The organism is Pedobacter ginsengiterrae, assembly GCF_039537385.1.
GTDB classification, from domain to species: Bacteria; Bacteroidota; Bacteroidia; order Sphingobacteriales; family Sphingobacteriaceae; genus Pedobacter; species Pedobacter ginsengiterrae.
Genome location: NZ_BAABAK010000006.1, coordinates 1 through 21,894, shown reverse-complemented (window position 1 = coordinate 21,894; position 21,894 = coordinate 1). Strand labels below are relative to the sequence as shown.

Here is a 21,894-nt window from a genome sequence, read left to right as displayed (position 1 = left end):
ATTTAAAAACCAATTGCAATTAAACATTGCTACCTTTGTAAAGAACCATTGAAGAAAATGGTTGACCCACATTATGATTGAAATAGGAAAATACAACGAATTAAGGATTTTAAGTAAAACAGAAGCAGGCTTAAATTTAACGGATGGCGATAAATTGGTCGTTTTACCCTACCAGTACGTACCCAAAAATGCTGAAATTGGCGATAACGTTAACGTTTTTGTTTACATCCAAAAAGACGGCCGCTTAACGGGTACAACCCAAAAGGCTTATGCAGAGGTTGGCGATTTTGCTTTCTTAAAAGTTGTTTCGGATGGTGACGATGGTATTTTTATGGATTTAGGGATCGATAAAGATGTTTACGTGCCTACAAAAGAACAAAAAAGACCAATGCAAAAAGGCTACAAATATGTGGTTTACTTGTATTTAGATGAAAATAGCGATCGATTATTAGCTTCGTCGAAATTGTACGATTTTGTTGAGGAAGAAGACTTCGATTTTGAAGAAGGCGATGAAGTGAGTTTATTGATAACTGAAGAAACCGATTTGGGTTTCAATGCGATTATTAACAATACTTATATTGGTTTGCTGTACCACAACGAGGTTTTTGATAACATTCAAATTGGCGACCAACGTAAAGGCTGGATTAAAAAAATCCGTGTAGAGGGCAAAATAGATTTGACATTACAACCAAGCGGTTACGGACACATTTTAGATTCGAAAGAAATGATGTTGGCCGAGTTGAAAAAGAGCGGCGGTGTAATTGAACTAGGCGATAAAAGCTCTCCTGAAGAAATTTATCACCGTTTTCAGATTAGTAAAAGCGCATTTAAAAAAACAATAGGTTCGTTATACAAAGAGCGTTTAATTGTTCTTTCTGATGATTCGATTAGGTTACTAACCGACGAAGACGCCGAGTAATAGAATATTTTAACCACAGATCAAAATGATGAACACGGATCTATAGAAAATCTTCCGTGTTTATCTGTCAAAATCTGTGGTTAATTTTAATTCAAATTGAATTTATCGTTCTGAATTTTAACTGCATTTGATGCAGAAACAATAGAAACGATCATAATTCCGATTATAATTGCTAAAATCCCCTGAAAGGTTGAGTAAATTTTGGTTCCAGAGACAAAGATTTTAGAATCTTTAATCAATTCATCCCCAACATTCGATTGAATTTTTATCAATGCAGATAGCTTATCTAAAGTTTTACCAGCTGCATTTCTACCAATCGCTTCATAAACTTTTTTACCATCGGCAATTGCCAGGTTCAGAATTCTATTTTCGATTTCTTGTTGAGCAGAAAGTGCTTCTTTTAAATCTTTTAAAAAACCCTTTTCTTGTTTTACTAAAAAGGTTAATTCGAATTTATTAATTACCGAATCTATAGTGCGGTTGTGCTTATTAATTTTTGAAATATTAACAGATTGATGAACTGCATTTTCGGCCAAAGCATCTTGAAGAATGGCACTTTTATGGTACAAATTTTCGGCAATAAAGTATAAATCTGTAGCAGGCACTAAGCGATCATTATACATAGAAATAAACGATTCATTTATTTTCTTAACACTTTTATCTTCTAAAAAACGAATAAGTAAAGTACAACACATGATGCAAAAAAGCAGAAAAGCTATTTTTAATTTGTTTTTAAGACTAAATGCGAATTTCATAGTATGATTTGGTTATTTCTAAAATGTAGTTAGAATATTTAAAAAATATGTTCGATATCCTAATATTGTTACCCTATAAAAAATTTAAAAACACAAACTAAGATGTCCTTACAAACCTTAGATGGTAAAATTCTAATTCAAAACGAACATCTAAAATAATTTCTCTGCCTGCTTGATATAATAATGCCAGTAAAAAATCTAAAAACATAAACTAAGATGTTCTTACAAACCTTAGATGGTAAAATTCTAGTTCAAAACGAACATCTAGAATAATTTCTCTACCTGCTTGATATCTTATGCAAGTAAAAAATTTAAAAACACAAACTAAGATGTTCTGACAAACCTTAGATGGTAAAATTCTAATTTCTGTTAAAAAATTAAAAGTAATCCTCCTGTGCTGTTTTAGCAAAAAGCTGTGGCGCAAAATTCACTAAATATAGCTCTTTTTTTGCTCGGGTTACTGCAGTGTATAACCAGCGAAGAAAATCTAAATCGATCATTTCTTCCGTTAAATAACCCTGATCTGCGAAAACTGCGTCCCATTGCCCACCTTGTGCTTTGTGGCAAGTTACCGCATAAGCAAACTTAATTTGCAAAGCATTATAAAACGGATCGGCCTTAATCGCCAGCATTCTTTGTCTTTTATTAGCGATATGTTCATAATCCTCATTTAAGCCATCAAAAAGTTTTTTATTTTGTTCGTAGGGTAAATTAGCCGATTCTAAATTCAAAGTATCTAACATTACTTTACAGCTAATTTGTCCAGCGGCTGGAAAATCCAAAAACTCTAATGTAGCATCTGCAAAGCGGAAACCATATCGTTCTTCTTCACCCCTTACCCGAATTACCTTAGCCATATCGCCATTGGCAATAAAAGCCGTCTCTTCATTTTCTGGCAGCCAGAAATAATTATTCCTAACCACCATAATCTGGTCGCCACCAGTTAGTTCCTCTTCTCGATAAAGCAATCGGGCTCTGATTTGCTGGTTATAAACATTAGCCGATTTATTAGAACGACAAACGACCAGAGTATTTTCTATTCCAAACTTGCGGTAAGCATACTCCAAACCCTCTACCAAACGAGCACCCGCCATATTGTAAATATCTTTGTAGTTCTTCGTCAGAAATTTAGGCAAAGGTTTTTCTGGATTCTTCGAGATCTGATTTCTTAGCATGGTTGCATTTGCTAAAATTCCCGACTTCTTTTCCTGTCGAACAACTTCCTTAAGTTCTACCGAACTGATATGCAAAGCAAATTTATCTTTTAAATACTGTTCGTTTAATGCAGGGCTATCCAAGCTACCAACAGGTGGTAATTGTGCCGTATCGCCCACAAAAAGCAAAAAACAGTTTTTCTTATTGTAAACAAATTCCAGTAAATCTCGTAAAATCGAAGAACCAGTTTCATTAAATTCATCGGCAATCATCGAAGCTTCGTCGATAATAAAAAGGGTATTTTCCGATAAATTTGGAGCAATTTGAAATTGCATTTCTGGCGATGCCGCAGAACGCTTTCTATAAATTCTTTTATGAATGGTTAATGCTTTTCTATAAGAATATTGGCTCATTACTTTCGCCGCACGCCCCGTTGGCGCCAATAATTCACTTCTCAAATTAAATTTAGCCAACACTTTTACTAAAGCCGCAACCGAAGTTGTTTTACCTGTACCAGCATATCCCTTCAACACAAAACACTTATATTCATCATCCTCTTGCAAAAACCTCGACATGCGCTCGCAAAAAAGCAACTGCTCTTTGGTTGGCGTATGTTCATAAGCTTGGGCAATTAGTTGACTTTTATCGATGTACATGTATTATTGAATGATTTTATTATTAAATTGTTTTGAATAGCAGCTGTTTTAATTATTTGAAAAGCAATTTACCGTGCTTATAGGATTCATCAGTCCGTCTTTCCGCTTTATCTTTTAAAAACGTCTGTCATTCTGAAAAACAAAGTGGCTGCAGTTTAAAAGTATACCGCTTCAATACGGTTTAATTGGCAAAGACAATAGCTCTTTTAAAAGCCACCTCCAGCAAAATGCATAAAATATCCTAATTAACAAGGCCAATATCCCCCAAATAAAAAACTGCGCTTTATTCTTTGAAAATCTAAGAGAGAATGTAATGCACCAAACTAATTACAACAGCAGCGTTTCAATTCTATGTGCCATTACCATATCCTGCTTGGTACTCCAGCTAAAAATCGTAAAATGACCATCCTGCGATGCGACTAAACCAATAGCTTGCGGCTGATCGTTAACAAACTGTGCAACAGAAAAATGTCTTGTGCCGCCCAATTGCCCTGGGTATAAAATTTTATCTTCGCCACCAACAATTGGCTCTGAAAAAGCAATTTGCTCAACAGTGGGTTTCCCTTTCGCACGACCGATTTTTGCACCAAAAGCGATTAAATCAAACTCTTCGTTAATTATTGTCGCCCCATCTACAGCGGTTAAACCAGCTAAATGGTCAACCTCCCTACGAACAGCTCCCTGCGAGAAAATCTCACTCTGGTTTCCACTTTGTTTGGCTAAGTTAGATAAGCCACAGAACGGTGGTTCTACCAAATACTGTATTGGATGAATAATGGATTCGGCCCATTTCTCATCGCCCTTAGGCACAATTAATAAAGCGCCACCCCTACCGTGCGCCCGCATAGAAACGGCAAACTGTATAAGGATATTTATCGGATCGTTCCAGCTGGCTAATACCGTTAAATCAAGTAAAGCCTTCAAAATCGGCGGACAATCGCGGTTTGTACAACTGGTATCATCAACAATTCTAATTTGCTCTCCTTTTAAAACAGCCACATTAGTAAATTTGCCAATACCATAAATCCTGCGGTGTTTAATTACAATTAAACCAGGTTCAGAAACATCTACCACAAAACAAAAATTTGGAATATTTAAGGTAGTACCCCAAATGTAAAGCTCACCATCCTCTTCCCATACCCCTAAGTGAATACCCGAACGTTCTATTCCAGGAGCAATTTTAGTTAAAGTGTTCGCATTTAAAGCCAATCGCTTTGCAAAATGAAGCGGTTTAGAAGTTTGCGATGGAGGTAAAAAGGCAATTGAAATGCGTGGAGAATGACCTTCCTCCTTACGCAAGCTGCTCCAAAAGGCCACATCAATTATAGCTTCAATTATATTTTTATTAGGTTGAGTAGCCAAATCTATCTCGCCTTGTTCTATTGCATTTTTATGCAGTCTAACAAAATGCTGTTCAATTGTTGCGGCAATGGTGTTTGCAGCTTTATAAGTAGGCTTGTAACTCATGTTTCGAATTTAAGCTGAATATTTTGATTTTTTGATAGACGAAAGGTTTGATTTTGGTAAAAAGATTTATTGGAGTTTTAGCCACAGATTTACATAGATAAACACAGATTTTCATTTGGATTCTCAAGCAATAGTTTGTCATTTAACAATTTGTCACCGAAAATAATAAAACTGATCTGTGTTACTCCTTATTATCTGTGGATTATTTCTTTTGTATGTTTTAGCTTGCAGTTAATCCTTAAAAAACTCTATTTTTGTTTCAATGAGTAACAACAGCCTTTTATTAGTTAATCCAAATTTTAAAGCTGATGCATCTGCTAACTGCCATTTATTGTTAAAAATAACAAATGATAGCTTTTCGTATGCTGTAATAAACAAAGATTCGGATGAGATTAATGTAATTTTTGATAAGCAGGGTTGCGAGGATGTGCAGCAAGATTTAAAAAATGCTTTCGAAACAGATACCTACTTATCACAAAAGTATGGTACAATAAAAGCTGCCGTTCATACTTCAAATTTTATTTTTGTTCCTAACGAGTGGTTTGATGCGGATAATTTATCGGTTTATTCAAATTTCTTAATTTCTGAAGGTAAAATTCATACCAAAAGCCATAATGATTTAGGTTTTAACACGGTATTCTCAGTAAATAAAAATGTAGAAGAAGAGCTGCCTGAGGAAGTAATTGTTTATTCTCAATCTTCGCCCTTGTTGGCGTTATTTGGCCAAATCAATACTGATGCTTTATTAATTGATTTTACTGCATCATCATTTAACTTACTGTGCATAAAGGATAAGAAAATTAACTTCCAAAATCATTATCAGGCCGAAACGGTAGATGAATTTAATTACTTTTTGCTATTAATAATAGAACAACTAGGCTTAAATGATACTATCCCAGTTTATTTGCAAGGCATTATTAATGAGGATGATGATTACTACAATACCCTTTTAAAATATTTTAACAATCTTTATTTCTTTCTTCCTGCCGGAAAACAAAAAAGTGAGTTATTGGCCGATATGCCTCAACACTATTTCAGCGGATTACTTGCTTTAGATTTATGCGAATAATTGGTGGAAGGCTAAAAGGAATCCGTTTGCAACCGCCAGCAAACTTACCTGTTCGCCCAACAACAGATATGGCGAAAGAGGCCTTATTCAACATATTAAACAACAAATTTGATTTCGATAGTTGTTCTGTTCTCGATTTATTTTGTGGAACAGGAAATTTAACCTTTGAATTTGCTTCTCGAGATGCTGAAAGTATTTTAGCCGTAGATATGGATTACGGCTGTGTAAACTGGGTCAAAACAACGGCTAAAAAGTTCGAATTTAATCAGGTTGAAGTACGTAAGGGTGATGTTTTTAAACTGCTAAAACAAATGACAGGCGCTTACGATTTAATTTTCGCCGACCCACCATACAATATGCCCAACATTCCTCAAATCCCAGTAATGGTTGCGGCGCAGCAATTGCTTAAACCTAATGGTTTGCTGGTTGTAGAGCACCAAAGTAATATGAAATTAAACAGCCAGCCTGGTTATACCGAAACCCGTAAGTATGGCAACTCGTCGTTTAGTTTCTTCGAGTTTAGTTAATGTAAAAAACATTAAATTTTCGCAAAGAACGTAAAGCCAGACCATTAATAATATTGTCGTCTTTTGGCCGAAGTGGAGAACCACGAACTGCTCAGCGAGCTAAATCTTTCTACTATGAATTTGTAGCTGACGCAATTGAAAAAACGATAATGATGAACAAGCTTTACATTATGAGTTTAGCGAATGTATTAAGATTGCTTCGCAACTCGCCGTGACGAAGTAGGAAAGCTTTGCGGTTTAATCTTTCTCGTTTCCGCTTAAAAATCTATATTTGAATTGTGAAACCATCATGCTTTTTGCCTTCATCATAACTTTAAAACAAAAACCATTATAGCTTCATCACCAATCAAAAACAATTCAAAACTGATGAAAATAGCGCTATTTCCAGGTTCATTCGACCCAATAACGATTGCACACGTTAACATTCTACAACGTGCTACTCCCCTTTTCGATAAGATTGTTATTGGCATTGGATTAAATAGTTCTAAGCAAAATTTTCTTACAGCCGAACAGCGTTTACAAATTTTAGAAACCGTTTTTAACGGCTATGAAAACATCGAAATTAAAACTTACGAAGGCTTAACCGTCGATTTTTGTAGAAAGATTAACGCAACTTATATGGTTCGGGGTATTCGCTCCGCATCAGATTTTGAATATGAAAGAGCCATTGCACAAATTAACCAAACGATGATGCCTGAAGTAGAAACAATTCTACTTTTGAGTAAACCAGAATATTCGGCGATCAGCTCTACGATTGTTCGTGATATTTTAAGAAACCATGGCGATGTTAGTCCTTTTGTACCGAAAGAGGCTTTGAGCTTTCTATAAATTTCTTGCTTACCAGACAGACAAAAATATTTTTCGAGTTAAACTGTAACGTTTTAAAAAATCGGTTACCAATTGAGTATATAAAATGATTTTATGAAAACTCGAAGGGTAGAAAATTTTAGTACAGCCGCATATATCTTTGGTTTTAATGATTAGTATTTGTTTAGCGTACCTAAAATGCTTTGAATGAAAGAAACTGAAACGATATTTCTCACCCTGATTAATCAACACAAGGCCATCATACATAAAGTTTCTAAAATGTATATGAACCATGTTGAAGAACAGCAAGACTTGTTTCAGGAAATCGTAATGCAACTTTGGAAGGCTTATCCAACATTTAAGGGCAACAGCAAATTCTCTACCTGGATGTATCGGGTAGCTCTGAACACCGCTTTAGTCTATTTCAAAAAAGACAAACGAAAAGTGGATAAGACTCCGCTTGATGAGAACATCGATATCATAGACGTAAATGAAAGCGAGTTAAAAGAAGAGAAGCTTGCTTACCTATATAAAGCGGTTCAAGAATTAAATTCGATAGAAAAAGCATTGATATTTCTTTTTTTGGAGAATCAATCGCACAAAGAAATTGCTGAAAATTTAGGTATAAGTGAAGTAAATGCCCGTGTAAAACTGAACAGAACTAAAGAGAAATTACAATTCATTATAAAAAAAAATGGTTATGAATTTTGACGATTTAAAAAACGAATGGAATGCCGACAATGCAGAAGCAAACAATGTTTCTGAGGCTATGCTTAAAGTTAAAGAGGCTCGAACTCCAATTGATATTATTCGAAGAAAAATGAAGCATGAATTCAATTACCAGATTGTGGTGTTGGTTATAATGGCTTTGTTACCATATTGTTTCAATTTTTCGGCAAACATGAAGCATATATATTTAGCCTTCTATGCCATAACTTGTGGTTTTACAGCCTATTATTTTCTCAAATTCTACCGTTTTTATAAAAACTCTTATGATATGAGTTTGGATAGCCGAAAAAGCATTCTTTGGTTTTATTACGAAATGAAGCTAAATATTGAACTTTATAAGGCACTAACCTACATTGTCGCTTTTATAGGGTTTGCCTTTATCGCTATTTATTTATTCGTAGAAAAAGCCTCCATATTTGCTAGAATAGTAGGCAAACTCTCACCAGTTTATATTTTATTAAACTGCTTTATATCTATATTGATTATTGGTGTAATAACCGAATTATGGGCCTGGTATTATTATGGAAAATACCTTAAACGTGTTCAGAAAGTGGTTGATGAACTGGATTTTGAAAATTAAAAATTAAGTCGTCATTTCGACTGAAGCATCGAAAAGTGGAGAAATCTTTTAAAATACTTCAAAGATTTCTCCACTAGTCGAAATAACGATAAGCTTAAAGTTTATAAAATTCCACCTGTCCTCAATACATCCATTATCGATGGAAAAGTATTTTTAATTACAGGTGAAATGTGATTTTTATCTAACCAAACTGCTTCATCAATTCCTTCTTCTTTTTGAGGAACTAATTTTGGTTCACCTTTAACCTTCATTTTGTACCAATTGGTTTTTTTAATTACCATTTTCGATCCCATTGGATAAACGTGATAAGTTTTGCAAAGCTTCTCTTCACGCTTGAAAACTTTGATTCCACATTCTTCTTCAACCTCTCTTACGGCAGTTTCTTTCATGTTTTCGCCGTATTCCAGCTTACCTTTTGGTAAATCCCACTTCTTATTTCTAAAAATAAAAAGATAATTTCCATTGGCACTTTCTACCAAGCCGCCAGCAGCTTTAATGATTTCGCAGTTCTTTTTAAGCTTCTTAAATGTTTCCTTTGGGTTTTTAGTAAGGAAAATGTAGCTTTTTTTAGACCCATTTTTCAGTTTTTTGTAAAAAGTTTGCAAATCAAAATCCTGTATTTCAAGCTGTTGAATTTTTTCTTTTTGTTCTGGTAAAACATCTGAGATAAACAAAGTGTTATCGTTGATATAAATTCTGTAATTTTGGGCCATGTATAATAAAAGTGATATTGAATTAAAGGTAGCGGAATTTTTATTACAAATAAAGGCAATTAAATTACAACCTAATAATCCTTTTACTTGGGCTTCTGGTTGGAAATCGCCAATCTATTGTGATAACCGAATTACCCTTTCCCATCCTCAGGTTAGAACTTACATTCGTCAAAAACTTGCGCAAGCAATTCAGGAAGAATTTGGTTCGGTAGATGTTATTGCTGGAGTTGCAACTGCTGGAATTCCGCAAGGTGTTTTGGTTGCACAAGAATTAGGCTTGCCATTTATCTATGTCAGAGCAAAAGCTAAAGAACACGGAACAGGAAGTTTAATTGAAGGAGAAGTTGTAGAGGGCCAACGTGTAATGGTAATTGAAGATTTAATTTCTACAGGCAAAAGTAGTTTACAAGCTGTTGAGGCTTTAAGAAATGCAGGCTTATCAGTTGCTGGTTTAGCTGCAATTTTTACTTATGGCTTTGAAAAAGCTGATGAAAATTTTGCTGAAGCTAAATGCCGATACATAACCTTATCTAATTATGCTGCTTTAATTGATTATGCTGCAGAGCACAGTATTATTGCTAAAAGCGACATGGAATTATTAGGTAAATGGCGTTTAAACCCAGCAGAATGGGGCCAAAATCAGGTTTTAAATTCAGAATCGTAAGGTAAAATTCCCTAACCCAAATATATTTAACCAATGACAATTATTGAAAGTGCCGTAGAAGTTAACAAACCAGTTGCTGAGGTTTATACATTCCTTGCAAATATGAACAATCATCAGGAATTAATGCCTGAGAATATTTACAATTGGGATTCGACCGAAGATGAAGCACGTTTTACCATTCAGAATATGGCTAAACTTGCAATTAAGATTTCTAATCGTGTAGAAAACCAAGAACTTACTGCTATGCCTACAGAAAAAGCACCGTTCGATTTAGAGTTGAAATGGACTGTTAAAGACAACGGAAACGGTACTACAACTGCTAAGCATATAATATCAGCAGATTTGAATATGATGATGAAAATGTTGGCTTCTGGTCCGCTTCAAAAATTGGCTGATCACCAGACGGAAAAGTTAAAAGAAATTTTGGCATAGAATATTGTTAATTATTTGATTGTTAAATTGTTTAACAATCAACAAAAATATCAAAGAGCATCTGCAAATAAAACGCAGATGCTTTTTTTATGCGTTATGGTTTATCGTAAATAGATGCACAAGCCAGCCCGCATAAACCCGATTGGAGCGGCATATTTTTGTTGTAATCCTGAGCGTAGTCGAAGGACAACAAAAAATAAAGCGGAAAGCGGGGCTGCAGAATCAAAAGCACAGTGCAAATGCTTTCCAATTCAAAATTAAGACAAATTTTCAGCACAAAACACTATTAATCAGTAAATTAGTCATATTAAAAATATTCTTACCGACAAAATTTCCGATTATAAAATCAAAATTGATATGGCATTTGTTTTGATTTAAAGGGAAATATGAACTTCAACAATTTTACAATAAAAGCCCAGGAAGCAATTCAACAGGCTTCCGAAATAGCTCAGGGCAATCAGCAGCAGGCTATTGAAACGGCACACCTGTTAAAAGGTTTGCTTACTGTTGATGAAAACGTAGTTTCTTATGTTTTAAAGAAATTAAACGTTAATCTTAATTTACTTAATCAAAAATTAGATGCAGATATTGCAAAATTTCCGAAAGTTAGCGGAAGTAATGTCTATTTGTCATCGAACACCAATAATGTTTTACAAAAGGCACAATCATTTTTAAAAGAATTTAAAGATGAATTTGTTTCTGTTGAACACCTACTACTGGGAATTTTAGCCGTTAACGACAGCACTTCGAACCTATTAAAAGAACAAGGCGCTAACGAAAAAGATCTTAAAAAAGCAATTACAGAGTTACGTGGCGACAATCGTGTAACCGATCAAAATGCAGAAGCAACCTATCAGGCTTTGGGTAAATATGCTCGTAATTTAAATGAGTATGCCGAAAGCGGAAAGCTTGACCCTGTTATTGGTCGAGATGAAGAAATTCGTCGGGTGATTCAAATTTTATCACGTAGAACAAAAAATAATCCGATTTTAATTGGTGAGCCTGGTGTTGGTAAAACTGCAATTGCAGAAGGAATCGCCTTCAGAATTATAAAAGGCGATGTACCTGAAAACCTAAAAAGCAAAGTTGTTTACTCTTTGGATATGGGGGCGTTAATTGCAGGTGCAAAGTATAAAGGCGAGTTTGAAGAGCGTTTAAAAGCCGTAGTTAAAGAGGTTACACAGAGCGATGGTGATATCATTTTGTTTATCGATGAGATTCATACTTTAGTTGGTGCAGGCGGTGGAGAAGGTGCGATGGATGCGGCAAATATTTTAAAGCCAGCACTAGCTCGTGGCGAATTGCGTGCAATTGGAGCAACAACGTTAGATGAGTATCAAAAATATTTAGAAAAGGATAAGGCTTTAGAACGTCGTTTCCAGAAAGTAATGGTTGAAGAACCAGATACGCAAGATGCAATTTCAATTCTTCGTGGATTGAAAGAGCGCTACGAAACCCACCACAAAGTTCGAATTAAAGACGAAGCCATTATCGCTGCTGTAGAAATGAGTCAGCGTTATATTTCTGATCGTTTTTTACCAGATAAAGCCATCGATTTAATGGACGAAGCGGCTTCGAAACTGCGGATGGAAATGGATAGTGTACCAGAAAACGTGGATGCGCTAGACCGAGAAATTATGCGTTTAGAAATTGAACGCGAAGCCATTAAACGCGAAAAAGACGATAAAAAAGTTAAAGAGCTTTCAGAAGAAATTGCAAACTTATCTGCAGAGCGTGATGAATTAAAGGCAAAATGGCAAGGTGAAAAAGATTTGGTTGATAACTTAAACAACCAAATGGAATTGATTGAGCAATACAAACTGGAAGCTGAGCAAGCTGAACGTGCTGGAGATTATGGTAAAGTTGCCGAAATCCGTTACGGAAAGATTAAGGAAGCACAAGATACTTTCGAAAAGCTTAAAACTAATTTAGAAAATCAGCAAAGCGATAGCAGAATGCTCAAAGAAGAGGTAACGGCCGATGATATTGCTGGTGTGGTTGGCCGTTGGACAGGCATTCCTGTTACCAAACTGATAGCGAGCGAACGCGAAAAGCTTTTAAATCTGGAAGCTGAATTACACCAACGTGTTGCTGGGCAGGATGAGGCTATTGAAGCCATTTCTGATGCCATTCGCCGCTCTCGTGCAGGTTTACAAGATAAGCGCAAACCAATTGGCTCGTTTATATTTTTAGGAACAACAGGAGTTGGAAAAACTGAATTGGCTAAAGCATTGGCTGAGTTTTTATTTAATGATGAGAATGCGCTAACCCGTATTGATATGAGTGAATATCAAGAACGCCATGCAGTATCACGCTTAATTGGAGCGCCTCCAGGATATGTAGGTTACGATGAGGGCGGACAATTAACCGAAGCGGTAAGACGTAAACCTTATTCGGTTGTATTGCTCGATGAAATTGAAAAAGCACACCCAGATGTGTTTAACATTTTGCTGCAGGTTTTAGATGATGGCCGCTTAACCGATAATAAAGGCAGAACGGTTAACTTTAAGAACACGATCATTATCATGACATCGAATATCGGAGCGCATTTAATTCAGGATAATTTTAAAGATTTAAATGATGAAAACCGTGATGAAGTTATTGCTAAAACTAAAAACGAATTATTCGAAGTTTTGAAACAAACCATTCGTCCAGAGTTTTTAAACCGAATTGATGAGCTGATTATGTTTACGCCACTAAACCGTAACGAAATAAGAGATATTGTGAGCTTGCAGTTTAAGCATGTACAACAAACGCTGGCAGAAATGGGTATAGAGATGGATGCATCGCCAGAAGCTTTAGATTGGTTGGCACAACTTGGCTACGATCCTCAGTTTGGCGCTAGGCCATTAAAACGTGTAATTCAAAAACGAATTTTAAATGAATTATCGAAAGAGATACTGGCAGGCAAAATTGATAAGGAGAGCAAAATTAAGTTAGATATGTTTGATCATAATTTTGTGTTTCTGAATCAGAATCAAGGCTAACAAAAGCACTTTAAAATCCCTCAGAATAAAATTCTGGGGGATTTTTTTTGTGAAATTGTGAGGCGCCTAATTTCGGCTATCTTCCATTATAAATAGCAAATACGAAGACATTGCTCTGTACCAATGTGATCTGTTTATAACCAGGCATTTACAACCATTTTATCGAAAGAAAGTTGTATTTTAGATTACAGCTTTCTCCCTATGATAAATCTTCGCTCTACTCCCATTCCATTTTTTCTTTTACTATTTCTTTGCTTCAGACAAATAGCTTTTGCACAAGAGCCGACATCGAATGCTAAAATTATCGCTCAATACGACAGTGTCAGAACCGTTGCTCCAAGAGAAAAAATATACGTACACCTAGATAAAGCTATTTTTGCGCCACAAGATACTCTTTGGTTTAAGGCCTATTTGGTTGATGCGACCACAAACGTTTTCTCTAAAGTTAGCGGATTAATTTATTTTGATATGTTTGATGCCAATGGTACCTTAATCGAAACCATTTGTGTACCTACTGCCATGGGTGTTGCCTGGGGTGGCATTGCGCTAAAACCCGATGCTTACAAAGCTGGAAGCTACACCTTTAGAGCTTACACCAATTGGATGCAGAATTTTGGAGATGCCTATATATTCAAAAAGGAGATCAAAATTCTGGATTTTATTAAAGACGAGAATGTTTATCAACTTGATAAAAAACCCTTGCCAACCCCCAGAAAGATTAGCGCAAGAACCATAGAAAAAAGTAAAGATATTGATATTCAATTTTTACCCGAGGGTGGAAATTGGAAAGCAGATCGCATGCAAAAAATGGCATTTAAGGCTGTTAATTATGCAGGAAAAGGAATAGAAGTTACGGGAGAAATTTTCGATTCTAAACAGAATAAAATATTAGATTTTAAATCGAATAATAAAGGAATGGGTTATTTTATGATGGTTCCAATCCTAAACGAAGCCTATACGGCAACCATAAATAGCACCGAAATAACTAAAACGCAAAATCTCCCTAAATTAGCCAGTTCTGGTGCGTTTTTACAAGTAAATAACTCTTATGGTTCAGATGGCCTGGCCATTAACGTCGATTCGGATTTACCTGAACAGGAAATTACAATGATTGGTCAATCGAAGGGAGTTGCTTGCTTCACTGCAAAGTTTATCTCGGGCAAAAAATACAAAACCGTTTATGTTCCCAAAAGTCTTTTTCCTAGAGGGATTTGTCAAATTTTATTAATGGATGGTAAAAACCGTGTTCTTAATGAAAGAAATTTTTTTATAAACAGATCACAAGACTTAATTATCCAACCATCAACCTCAACTTCAGTTTACGGATTACGTGATAGCATTTGCGTAAATATCCAGGCATCAGATTTCGAAAAAAAACCAATATCAGGAACTTTTTCGGTAGCTGTAACGGATGACAACCAGATTCAAAAAGATAGTTTAAACGATAATAATATTTTAAGCCATTTATTACTAGCCTCCGATTTAAAAGGTGAGATCGAATCGCCAGGATATTATTTTAATCATTTCGATGAGCAAAAACATAACGACTTAGAAGCCTTGGTACTTACCCAAGGTTGGATCAAATACAATTGGGAATTAGATAAAAGGCCATTATTTAAGGCCGAAAAAGAATTTACAATAAGTGGTCGGGTAACCAATATAACTAACAAACCTGCAATAAATGGGCAAATACTTTTACTGGGTATGAAGAAACCTATATCGATAATGGAAACCAGAACAGATAGTAATGGAGTATTTATTTTTAGAGATTTTCCTGTACTCGATAGTGCTGCTTTCGTTGTACAAGCTAAAAATGCGAAAGGCAAAGTTGGCACCTTGGGTATTGAATTAAACGAATTTCAGAGTGCTCCATTCTTAATGACTGCAAAAAATAACCTGACAAACTATGAAGAGACTTTAGATAGCATTTCTAAACAATTTATTGCGGCAAAAAATGAAGAATATGAAGCTTCGTTTAAAAGTGGTATTATTTTAAGAGAAGTTAAAATTACTGGAAAAAAGACCATTAAAGGTTCCAAAAATTTAAATGGTGACGGAAACGCAGATATTACTTTAACAGAAAAAGACCTCGATAAGGTTGCTAAAAAAACGCTTGGCGATGTGCTTAAAGAAAATATAAAAGGTTTACATGAATCCGTTAAACCAAAAACAGGTTTCCAGCTTTATAAAGTAAATGGATCTATCTTTAAAATGATTATCGATGGAGTTGAAGTCGATTATTTTTTTACCAATTTTGATCCTACTTCTAAAACGGAATATTTACAGTTCATAAAAAGTTATTTTGATTATTACAACGCGGAAGATATTAAAGGGATTGAAATTATGACAAGTGGCAAAAATGTAAATAATTACATTAAACAATATGAAGATCCCTTTACGGTTGAAACCTATGTATTTGTTGAAGTTACCACGAGAACTGGGAGTGGGCCATTTTTAAGAAAATCGTCTAACATGTTCAAATATAACCCACCAGCTTATGGCGATAATAAGGAATTTTATAGTCCAAAATATACAGATCAGAATAAGGGAAATAAAAAGCCAGACTACCGTTCTACCATTTACTGGAATCCACATATTTTGACAAATGAAAAAGGCATTGCAAATTTTTCGTTCTTTTCGGCTGATAAAAAAGGTTTTTACACGGTATGGATTGAAGGTTCGGATATGAATGGAAATTTTGGAATGAAGGCCCTGAAGTTAGAAGTAAAATAAATTCCAGTTTATAAAAAATGTTAACTTAATTCAACTAATCTTGCCATTATATCGTATTCATTAGGTAATTATGTTTACCTAATTTTCAACTTAAACAGTTTATTATCTGCTGATATAGCTTGCAACTCAAATAAACAAACCGAAGGTGTGTCTACATTAATTAATAAAGTGCAGAACACATCTTTCAATCTTAGCTATCAGGGATTCATCGACAATTTAAGGTTTAAAATTTACATACTTTTTTAAAGCTTTTTTCGAGATTTTATTAATGATATCCCGTCGTTAATTTGGTGGGCTATCTTATTTTTTCTTAGTTTCTATATTTGGTAGAAAACTCGTTAACAAACCGATAAGAGGCAGAAATGCGCAGATAGAAAATACATATTCTATTCCTTTAGAATCGGCAAGCTTACCTAAAAGCGCTGAACCTATGCCCCCCATACCAAAAGCAAAGCCAAAAAATAAACCCGCTACAAGCCCAACTTTTCCTGGTATCAATTCTTGTGCATAAACTAAAATTGCAGAAAATGCAGAGGCTAAAATCATCCCGATAGGAACGATTAAAACGCCAATCCAAAATAAATTTGCATGAGGAAGTAAAAGTGCAAATGGCGCTGTTCCTAATATCGAAGCCCATATTACATATTTACGGCCTATTTTATCGCCAATCGGCCCACCCAACAAAGTACCAGCAGCAACTGAGAACAGAAATACAAATAGATAGATTTGTGAGGTTTGTACAGATACATGAAACTTATCAATTAAATAAAATGTAAAATAATTAGTTAAGCTAGCCATGTAGAAGTATTTTGAAAAAATAAGCAATAACAAGATACCTACAGAGAAAATAACTTTACTCCTCGAAAACTGATTTACTACAGATTGAATATTAACTTTTTTGCTTCTGGCCAGCACAAAACCTTTATACCAATTGCCAACATAACTTAAAACAACAATTGCCAAAAGAGCGATTGCAGAAAACCAGATAACACTAAATTGCCCATAAGGAACAATTATCCACGCAGCCAGTAAAGGCCCTAAGGAACTCCCAGCATTACCACCCAACTGAAATACAGATTGCGCCAAGCCCCGTTTACCTCCTGATGCGGCATGGGCCATTCTTGAGGCTTCTGGATGGAAGATTGATGACCCAACCCCGATCAAAGCAACAGAAATTAACATGGTGTAAAAATGTACAGACTGAGAAAGTGTAATCAAACCGATAAGCGTAAACCCCATACCAATTGCCAATGAATATGGCTGAGGCTTTTTATCGGTATAAAGCCCTACAAAAGGTTGTAACAAAGAAGCTGCCAGCTGAAAGGTAAGGGTAATTAAACCAATTTGAGAAAAACTTAAATGGTAACTAGTTTTTATAATCGGATAAATAGCTGGAATTAATGATTGAATTGTATCGTTAAGTAAATGCGAAAAACTTAATGCAAAAAGTATTGGGAAAACAGTTTTTTCAATTAAAGCCTGAGAATTGGAATTATCGTTCATAAATTATTAGATATAAGCCAAAGTTAACATTTGATATTTTTATCGACACACGAATCAATAAAAACTTTTAACTCCATTATTGGTTATTTAACTATGGAAAAGAATGGTAAAATTGTTGGCCTTTGTGGAAGCTTTAGAAAAAATTCGTACAATGCAATGCTACTAAAAGTGGCAGGGAGCTTATTGCCAGATGGAATAAACTTTGAAATTGTTTCTTATGATGATATTCCTATTTACAATGCCGATTATGATATACCAGAAGTAAGCGATCGACCTGAATCGGTTAAAAAATTTAGAGATACGCTTGCCACTGCCGACGCCTTCATAATTGCATCTCCTGAATATAATTATTCTATTCCTGGCGGCTTAAAGAATGTTATAGACTGGGCAAGCCGTGGAAAAGATTCCCCTTTAATGCACAAACCCGTGGCGTTAATTGGAGCAACCCAGGGAATGTGGGGAACTGTTAGAATGCAAACCGCATTTCTGCCAGTTTTTACTTTTTTAAATATGAATCCTGTTTTGCAGCCTGAAGTTTTAATCGCACAAGCGCAGAATAAATTTGATGAAAATGGAAATTTAACTGACGATAAAACCCTGAGCATCATCAAAATAAAGCTAGAAAATCTAATTTCGGCCTGCCGCGTTTAATTTAATTGCGGCAGCCCTCCTGCCAAATGTGCCATTTAAAAATCTGACATTTATACAAAAAAAGTCAGCTTGTCAATTTCTGACAGTCGCAAAAATTAATCAATCGATTAATTTTAAGTCACAGTAAAATAATATTGAATTAACACCAAATTTATATCTAATTACTAATAAGATAGTTATCCAAAAACTGATTTTTTAGTGACTTTATTAATGTTTTTTGGCACAGGTATTGACTTTTAGCCAAATATAGTCAGAAATTAAAAAAGTAAAATTGACTATAATTTTTAAACAAATAAATAATAAAAAAGATGAAAAAACTATTATTATCGTTAGTAGCAGTTGCAGGTTTAGTTTATGGTGCAAATGCACAAACAGAAAAAGGAAAAGTAATTTTAGGTGGTAGCGTTGGTTTTAATTCAACTAAAGTAGAAGGTGCAGCAAAATCAGATGTTAGCTTTAACATCATTCCAAGTGCAGGCTATTTTGTAGCTAACAATTTCGCTATTGGTACAGGCGTAGGCTATACATTTGATAAACAAGTTAGTCGTTTAACTCAAAACGAAGCATTTGTAGTTGCACCATTCGGTCGTTACTATGTTGGTTTATCAGATCAGTTCAAATTCTTTGGTCAGTTATCTGTACCAATGGCGTTCGGTTCAAATAAAGTTGTAGCTCCAAATGGTGATGCAGGTGCTAAAGTTGCTTCTACTACTTCAATTGGTGTAAATGTAGCTCCAGGTTTTGCATTCTTCCCTACTAAAAGAATCGGTATCGAAGTTTCTGTTAATGGTTTAGGTTACCAAAACTTCCAGGTTAAAAACGAAGCAAGTGGCGCTAAAGTAACTTCAAACTCATTCGGTTTAGAAGCTGATACATTTGCTCCAAAATTAGGTGTAATGTTCCACTTCTAGAACTAAAGTATAAATTCAACAAAAAAATCCCAGCCTAGGCTGGGATTTTTTTTAGGTTAAATTTTATCCTATAACGTGTAAATTGCTCTTTTTATTTCTGCTCTCTTATCGCTTTAAACTCCGAACCCGCTTTCCATTTTGGATAAGTACTTTCATTACTTAGCCTATAACCCATATCAAATAATAATCTCACATCTTCAATAATGCCCGATAAATCCCAGGTTTTGGCATCGAAATTATCTTGAGGAGAGTGGTAACGATTTTTAGTAAAATCAGCAACCTGTTTCAAACCCCAATCTCTACCGTTTTTAATATTATCAACACCAGAACCTGTAAACAACGAAGGCACACCAACTTTAGCAAGGTTAAAGTGATCAGAACGATAATATAAACCTGAAGATGGAACTGGATCAGGTACTAAAACACGACCTTGCTTTTTAGCTGAAACCGCAGCATAATCTTCCAATTCAGACTGACCAAAGCCATAAACCACAATATCTTTAGTTTTGCCCGCAATTCCCATCATGTCCATATTAATATTGGCAACCGTTTTGGCTAATGGAAATGTAGGATGCTTAGCATAATATTCTGATCCTAACAAGCCCTGCTCTTCAGCAGTATAAGAAATAAACAGAATGGTTCTATCTGGATTTTTCGGTAACTTTTTAAATGCCAAAGCAATTTCAAATAAGGAAGCAACCCCTGTTGCATTATCTACAGCCCCATTGTAAATAGAATCGCCTAAAACTTGTTCACCAATACCTAAATGATCCCAATGTGCAGAGTAAATAATGGCTTCATTTTTAAGCTTATCACCAGGAATTGAAGCCAAAACATTATAAGTAACTGATTTTTTAATTTTATTTTTAACTGTTAACGAAGTTGTTAAATTCAAATCAACTGCTTTAAAATCCTTTTTACGGGCATTTGAAACTAATGCATCAAAAGACTGACCGCCCAAAGCAAACAATTTTTTCGCAACATCTAAACCGATCCAGCCTTCAACCACAGTTCTGTTCATGCCGTTATCTGGTGATTGCAATTGCAGTTTTGATTTAGACCAGCCACTGCGAACAACGGTCCAAGGATACGCAGCAGGTGCCGTATCGTGAATAATTAAAACGCCAGCAGCACCTTGTCTCGAAGCTTCTTCAAATTTATAAGTCCAGCGACCGTAATATGTCATGTTTTTGCCTTTAAACAATGCTGAATCAGCAAAACCAGGATCGTTAATCATAACCACGACTGTTTTTCCTTTTACATCCAAATTTTTGTAGTCGTTCCAGCCATATTCGGGTGCTACAATACCATAACCAACAAAAACCAGCGGAGAATTTTTAATACTTACCTCGTTTTGAACACGTCTGGAACCTGCAACAAATTGTGTCAGATAATTTAAGGCTATTTCTTTAGAACCCGATTTAACAAGCATTTTCACATCTGGCGTCGATTTGATTTCCACCATCGGTACCTCCTGAAAATAACTATCGCCATTGCCAGGCTTTAAGCCTAATTTCTCGAATTCTCTTTTTAAATAGTTAATGGTTTTGGTTTCACCATTGGTAAATGGTTTTCGTCCTTCTAAACTATCTGCCGCAATAACCGATAAATATTGGCTAAGGCTACTGTCGTTAATTGCCCTTATAGCTGTAGAATCAGGTGCTTCAGCCGTATGTTCTCCCGATTGTTTGCAGGCAGAAATACTAAAAGCTAAAGCTGATAAGTAAATCAGCGTTTTTTTCATAAATTTTAATTTGATTCGTAATATTAAGGAAATAAGTTTAAAATAATCTTAAACAAGTTGTTGCTAAAGTTTAAACGCCTAATTTTTTGGGTTGAGCTGAGTAACTGGTTAGACAACTATTTAAATCATTTTACACAAAGCATTAAACAAAAGGAATTTAGAAGCCTCGAACTTAAAAAAGTACAATTGCAATCGTACAACTTTTTACTTTGTGCTATATTCGTTTAACAGAATAATGAAACATTAGATTTATAATTTTAAATGGAGATAAGACCAGCAGACAAACAAACCGACTTTGACAAGATTTGGGAAATTTTTGAAAATGTGATTTCGACAGGCGACACCTATGTTTTCGACCCAAATACACCAAAGAGCAGCTTAGATAAACATTGGTTTGCCGAATATATGAACACATTCGTTGCTATAGATAACGGCGAAATTTTAGGGACTTATATTATTAAGCCAAACCAGATTGACCTGGGTAACCATATTGCCAATTGCAGTTATATGGTAAATCCAAAGCATCACGGACGAGGGACAGGAAAACTACTTTGCGAACATTCTATTCAATTCGCCAAAGACAATGGATATTTAGGCATACAATTTAACATAGTGGTTAGCACGAATGAAGGTGCTGTAAAACTGTGGGAGAAATTTGGCTTTGATATTATCGGCAAAACACCGAAGGCGTTCAGACACAAAACACTAGGCTTTGTTGATGCTTTTATAATGTATAAAGACTTAACTGATGCAGCTATAACCAAGTAGATACATTTTGTAAAAAGCAATTACCTAATTCTATTAAACAAAAAAAGTCCCGATTCTCAGAGGGCACTGAAAAAGTCCCTTTAAGATTGGGTTAGAAAAAAGGAGTAGAAGTTAATAATTTCTG

At 35.1% G+C, this 21,894-nt stretch carries 19 protein-coding genes; 13 read left to right on the top strand and 6 right to left on the bottom strand.

The window, feature by feature from the left end; genetic code table 11:
- Positions 1 to 73: 73 nt before the first annotated feature.
- Entirely contained in the window at positions 74 to 919 is an 846-nt protein-coding gene (locus ABD692_RS07475) for a CvfB family protein (protein ID WP_316761052.1), read from the top strand.
- A gap of 86 nt (positions 920 to 1,005) precedes the next feature.
- On the opposite strand, the gene ABD692_RS07470 is transcribed toward ABD692_RS07475, so the two are convergent.
- The 3 genes from ABD692_RS07470 to ABD692_RS07460 form a co-directional block, all read right to left on the bottom strand.
- Entirely contained in the window at positions 1,006 to 1,674 is a 669-nt protein-coding gene (locus ABD692_RS07470; RefSeq protein ID WP_344766039.1) for an MCP four helix bundle domain-containing protein, read from the bottom strand.
- A 377-nt stretch (positions 1,675 to 2,051) separates the two neighbouring features.
- Positions 2,052 to 3,485 (bottom strand): ATP-dependent DNA helicase, encoded by a 1,434-nt coding sequence (locus ABD692_RS07465; protein ID WP_344766038.1) that lies wholly within the window; start codon positions 3,483 to 3,485, stop codon positions 2,052 to 2,054.
- A gap of 327 nt (positions 3,486 to 3,812) precedes the next feature.
- A complete protein-coding gene (locus tag ABD692_RS07460) occupies positions 3,813 to 4,952 on the bottom strand; it encodes a putative sensor domain DACNV-containing protein (RefSeq protein ID WP_344766037.1) in 1,140 nt (379 codons plus the stop codon).
- 262 nt (positions 4,953 to 5,214) lie between these two features.
- Between ABD692_RS07460 and ABD692_RS07455 the strand changes: the two genes are divergently transcribed.
- The 5 genes from ABD692_RS07455 (at position 5,215) to ABD692_RS07435 (ending at position 8,664) form a co-directional block, all read left to right on the top strand.
- Positions 5,215 to 6,021: a DUF3822 family protein gene (locus tag ABD692_RS07455; RefSeq protein ID WP_316761042.1), complete on the top strand. Its 807-nt coding sequence runs from the start codon at positions 5,215 to 5,217 to the stop codon at positions 6,019 to 6,021.
- Positions 6,012 to 6,548: a 16S rRNA (guanine(966)-N(2))-methyltransferase RsmD gene (gene rsmD, locus ABD692_RS07450; RefSeq protein WP_316761041.1), complete on the top strand. Its 537-nt coding sequence runs from the start codon at positions 6,012 to 6,014 to the stop codon at positions 6,546 to 6,548. The genes ABD692_RS07455 and rsmD overlap by 10 nt, the downstream gene beginning before the upstream one ends.
- Before the next feature lie 366 nt (positions 6,549 to 6,914).
- Entirely contained in the window at positions 6,915 to 7,376 is a 462-nt protein-coding gene (gene coaD / locus ABD692_RS07445) for a pantetheine-phosphate adenylyltransferase (protein ID WP_316761040.1), read from the top strand.
- Positions 7,377 to 7,562: 186 nt separating this feature from the next.
- Positions 7,563 to 8,066 (top strand): RNA polymerase sigma factor, encoded by a 504-nt coding sequence (locus ABD692_RS07440; protein ID WP_344766036.1) that lies wholly within the window; start codon positions 7,563 to 7,565, stop codon positions 8,064 to 8,066.
- Positions 8,056 to 8,664: a hypothetical protein gene (locus ABD692_RS07435; protein ID WP_344766035.1), complete on the top strand. Its 609-nt coding sequence runs from the start codon at positions 8,056 to 8,058 to the stop codon at positions 8,662 to 8,664. The genes ABD692_RS07440 and ABD692_RS07435 overlap by 11 nt, the downstream gene beginning before the upstream one ends.
- A 101-nt stretch (positions 8,665 to 8,765) precedes the next feature.
- Here ABD692_RS07435 and ABD692_RS07430 read toward each other — a convergent pair whose 3' ends face one another.
- Positions 8,766 to 9,377: an NUDIX hydrolase gene (locus tag ABD692_RS07430; RefSeq protein ID WP_316761029.1), complete on the bottom strand. Its 612-nt coding sequence runs from the start codon at positions 9,375 to 9,377 to the stop codon at positions 8,766 to 8,768.
- On the opposite strand from ABD692_RS07430, the gene pyrE reads away from it, so the two are divergent.
- From pyrE to ABD692_RS07410, 4 genes are all read left to right on the top strand, one after another.
- Positions 9,376 to 10,041, top strand: coding sequence for an orotate phosphoribosyltransferase (gene pyrE / locus ABD692_RS07425; protein ID WP_344766034.1), 666 nt, complete (start codon positions 9,376 to 9,378; stop codon positions 10,039 to 10,041). The genes ABD692_RS07430 and pyrE overlap by 2 nt on opposite strands.
- A 33-nt stretch (positions 10,042 to 10,074) precedes the next feature.
- Entirely contained in the window at positions 10,075 to 10,473 is a 399-nt protein-coding gene (locus ABD692_RS07420; RefSeq protein ID WP_344766033.1) for an SRPBCC family protein, read from the top strand.
- Positions 10,474 to 10,859: 386 nt separating this feature from the next.
- Positions 10,860 to 13,460: an ATP-dependent chaperone ClpB gene (clpB, locus tag ABD692_RS07415; RefSeq protein WP_344766032.1), complete on the top strand. Its 2,601-nt coding sequence runs from the start codon at positions 10,860 to 10,862 to the stop codon at positions 13,458 to 13,460.
- Between the two features lie 201 nt (positions 13,461 to 13,661).
- The gene (locus ABD692_RS07410) at positions 13,662 to 16,193 is read left to right on the top strand and encodes a hypothetical protein (RefSeq protein WP_344766031.1); all 2,532 of its coding nucleotides are present in this window, start codon (positions 13,662 to 13,664) and stop codon (positions 16,191 to 16,193) included.
- Between the two features lie 300 nt (positions 16,194 to 16,493).
- On the opposite strand, the gene ABD692_RS07405 is transcribed toward ABD692_RS07410, so the two are convergent.
- Complete coding sequence (locus tag ABD692_RS07405) at positions 16,494 to 17,696, bottom strand: MFS transporter (RefSeq protein ID WP_344766030.1); 1,203 nt, start codon at positions 17,694 to 17,696, stop codon at positions 16,494 to 16,496.
- A gap of 93 nt (positions 17,697 to 17,789) precedes the next feature.
- Between ABD692_RS07405 and ABD692_RS07400 the strand changes: the two genes are divergently transcribed.
- Complete coding sequence (locus tag ABD692_RS07400) at positions 17,790 to 18,347, top strand: NADPH-dependent FMN reductase (RefSeq protein WP_344766029.1); 558 nt, start codon at positions 17,790 to 17,792, stop codon at positions 18,345 to 18,347.
- A gap of 308 nt (positions 18,348 to 18,655) precedes the next feature.
- Complete coding sequence (locus ABD692_RS07395) at positions 18,656 to 19,258, top strand: outer membrane beta-barrel protein (protein WP_316761007.1); 603 nt, start codon at positions 18,656 to 18,658, stop codon at positions 19,256 to 19,258.
- A 91-nt stretch (positions 19,259 to 19,349) separates the two neighbouring features.
- Here ABD692_RS07395 and ABD692_RS07390 read toward each other — a convergent pair whose 3' ends face one another.
- Entirely contained in the window at positions 19,350 to 21,002 is a 1,653-nt protein-coding gene (locus tag ABD692_RS07390) for a M28 family metallopeptidase (protein WP_344766028.1), read from the bottom strand.
- A 261-nt stretch (positions 21,003 to 21,263) separates the two neighbouring features.
- Between ABD692_RS07390 and ABD692_RS07385 the strand changes: the two genes are divergently transcribed.
- Positions 21,264 to 21,770, top strand: a complete 507-nt coding sequence (locus ABD692_RS07385) for a GNAT family N-acetyltransferase (RefSeq protein ID WP_316761003.1) — start codon at positions 21,264 to 21,266, stop codon at positions 21,768 to 21,770.
- Positions 21,771 to 21,894 lie beyond the last annotated feature (124 nt).

Bases quoted from the DNA above. Each gene is read 5' to 3' on its own strand.
- ABD692_RS07475 (WP_316761052.1), top strand. From the start codon at position 74: ATGATTGAAATAGGAAAATACAACGAATTAAGGATTTTAAGTAAAACA.
- ABD692_RS07470 (WP_344766039.1), bottom strand. From the start codon at position 1,674: ATGAAATTCGCATTTAGTCTTAAAAACAAATTAAAAATAGCTTTTCTG.
- ABD692_RS07465 (WP_344766038.1), bottom strand. From the start codon at position 3,485: ATGTACATCGATAAAAGTCAACTAATTGCCCAAGCTTATGAACATACG.
- ABD692_RS07460 (WP_344766037.1), bottom strand. From the start codon at position 4,952: ATGAGTTACAAGCCTACTTATAAAGCTGCAAACACCATTGCCGCAACA.
- ABD692_RS07455 (WP_316761042.1), top strand. From the start codon at position 5,215: ATGAGTAACAACAGCCTTTTATTAGTTAATCCAAATTTTAAAGCTGAT.
- rsmD (WP_316761041.1), top strand. From the start codon at position 6,012: ATGCGAATAATTGGTGGAAGGCTAAAAGGAATCCGTTTGCAACCGCCA.
- coaD (WP_316761040.1), top strand. From the start codon at position 6,915: ATGAAAATAGCGCTATTTCCAGGTTCATTCGACCCAATAACGATTGCA.
- ABD692_RS07440 (WP_344766036.1), top strand. From the start codon at position 7,563: ATGAAAGAAACTGAAACGATATTTCTCACCCTGATTAATCAACACAAG.
- ABD692_RS07435 (WP_344766035.1), top strand. From the start codon at position 8,056: ATGAATTTTGACGATTTAAAAAACGAATGGAATGCCGACAATGCAGAA.
- pyrE (WP_344766034.1), top strand. From the start codon at position 9,376: ATGTATAATAAAAGTGATATTGAATTAAAGGTAGCGGAATTTTTATTA.
- ABD692_RS07430 (WP_316761029.1), bottom strand. From the start codon at position 9,377: ATGGCCCAAAATTACAGAATTTATATCAACGATAACACTTTGTTTATC.
- ABD692_RS07420 (WP_344766033.1), top strand. From the start codon at position 10,075: ATGACAATTATTGAAAGTGCCGTAGAAGTTAACAAACCAGTTGCTGAG.
- clpB (WP_344766032.1), top strand. From the start codon at position 10,860: ATGAACTTCAACAATTTTACAATAAAAGCCCAGGAAGCAATTCAACAG.
- ABD692_RS07410 (WP_344766031.1), top strand. From the start codon at position 13,662: ATGATAAATCTTCGCTCTACTCCCATTCCATTTTTTCTTTTACTATTT.
- ABD692_RS07405 (WP_344766030.1), bottom strand. From the start codon at position 17,696: ATGAACGATAATTCCAATTCTCAGGCTTTAATTGAAAAAACTGTTTTC.
- ABD692_RS07400 (WP_344766029.1), top strand. From the start codon at position 17,790: ATGGAAAAGAATGGTAAAATTGTTGGCCTTTGTGGAAGCTTTAGAAAA.
- ABD692_RS07395 (WP_316761007.1), top strand. From the start codon at position 18,656: ATGAAAAAACTATTATTATCGTTAGTAGCAGTTGCAGGTTTAGTTTAT.
- ABD692_RS07390 (WP_344766028.1), bottom strand. From the start codon at position 21,002: ATGAAAAAAACGCTGATTTACTTATCAGCTTTAGCTTTTAGTATTTCT.
- ABD692_RS07385 (WP_316761003.1), top strand. From the start codon at position 21,264: ATGGAGATAAGACCAGCAGACAAACAAACCGACTTTGACAAGATTTGG.